The 1,740-nt window shown below is 34.9% G+C and carries 1 protein-coding gene; it reads right to left on the bottom strand.

The annotated features are described in order from the left end of the window. Positions 1-206: 206 nt before the first annotated feature. Positions 207-1,451, bottom strand: coding sequence for an IS110 family RNA-guided transposase (locus tag BM227_RS12520; protein ID WP_092914346.1), 1,245 nt, complete (start codon positions 1,449-1,451; stop codon positions 207-209). Between the last annotated feature and the right edge of the window lie 289 nt (positions 1,452-1,740).

Genomic DNA, 1,740 nt, shown 5'->3' on the forward strand with positions numbered 1-1,740 from the left:
AAAAAAAAACATACCTTTTTGTTTCATTTTTAAAACACTTCAAAACTGCGAAGTGTTTTGATGATGAAACATAAGTTTCATCAATAACACTAACAAGGTATCGGCTTGTAGTTTAATAGAGCCGATATAGTTTGATTTTTGTTGTTGTGTTAGCTCTTTAACAATTCATTGTCAATGGCACAAATACAATCAAGAGGAAGTGCTATCTATTTTGTTGGTTGTGCAACAAATACTCTCTTAGGATCATAAGGTGTATTATGCACATAGATTGCATAGATAATCTGCAATAGTTTTCTTGCCGTAATAATGAGTGCTTCTTTTTTAGCTCTGCCTTTTGAGCGGTAGTTGATATAGACTTGCCTTAACTCGTCATTATGCCTAACAGCAGCAATACTTGCAAGATAGATTGCCTTTTTGGCTAATCTTGCACCTCTTTTGGCTAAATGCTTATGTTTGGTGCTATCGCCTGATTGTTCAAGCGTAGGATATAAACCAAGATACCCAACAAGAGCTTTTGCACTATGAAATCTATCAAGATTACCACACTCTGCAAGTAGGGCTAAGATTGTCTTATCAGACACTCCTGGTATAGTTCTAAGATTATCAATCAATTCACTCATTGATTCTTGCTCTTCGTTGGTTGCTTTTTGCTCTTTTTTCTCAAACAAAGAGAGCATTGCAGATTCAATTGTCTCAATCTGCTTTTGCAACGAGTAAATAAGAGTGATATTTGAGCGAATGGTTATTTCATATCCATCTTTGCCAACACCTGAATAGATACTCTCTTTAGCAAGCTTAAGAATCTTAGAGGCTTTATCTTCATTGAAGTTATTGCCTTTAATGTTTCTAAATGTTTTTAAGATTCTATCTACGCTTGCTTTGTGGTAATGCTTAGCAGTTGGATACTTTTGTAAAAGTGCAAGAGCAGATACACTAAAAAGATCACCTATAACCTCTTCAAGTTCAGGAAAGGTAACAGTGATAATAGATTGAGTCTGTCTTTTTATAGACTTTAGCTGATCTTGTAATGAGTTAAAGTGTCTATATAAAGAGCGAAGAGATTGAAGCTCATCCTCATTAACATAGCCTTCGCTAAACCTACCGCTTTTAATTAAAGCAGCTATCATCTTTGCATCTATATTGTCATTTTTAACTCTTTTCATCGTGTCCATCTCTCTAAACTTTGCAGTTTGATAAGGGTTTAATAATACCACACGATACCCAATAGATTTTAGATGACGATATAGATTATCGAAAAGCATTCCAGTAGCTTCCATTCCAATAAGCACATCATCTTTAGCACAAGCAAGAGAACTTAAAATTGCAGTAAGCTTTGAAAAACCCTCTATAGAAGAGGCAAAAGAGAATGGATTAACCTCTAGTGAGTTATCCTCTCTCATAATACAAGCAACATGACTTTTCTTTGCAATATCTATGCCAACATAGTACATAAAACATAACTCCTTCTTGATTGCTTGATATTTGGGTTGTGCTCACAGCCTCCTAACTCTATAGAACGGTAGAACATAAGCTCTCCAATAGCGTTTCATAGGTGAGTTAGCTAGCCCAAATTAGATAGGCTTTGTTGGGTCATCTTCTGACAAGGACAAACAGATCTTTAATTTGTGCCATTGACTGTGAATTGCAAAAAGCAGCTAACACAACTGTCTTTATGCTAACACAACTTTTATAACTTTTTCATCCTCTTTTGAGTGATGAGAAGTTATAAATGTATTATAG

Origin of the sequence: Hydrogenimonas thermophila, assembly GCF_900115615.1 — a bacterium.
GTDB classification, from domain to species: Bacteria; Campylobacterota; Campylobacteria; order Campylobacterales; family Hydrogenimonadaceae; genus Hydrogenimonas; species Hydrogenimonas thermophila.

Excerpts from the sequence above, each read along its gene's own strand:
- BM227_RS12520 (WP_092914346.1), bottom strand. The coding sequence starts at position 1,451 with ATGTACTATGTTGGCATAGATATTGCAAAGAAAAGTCATGTTGCTTGT.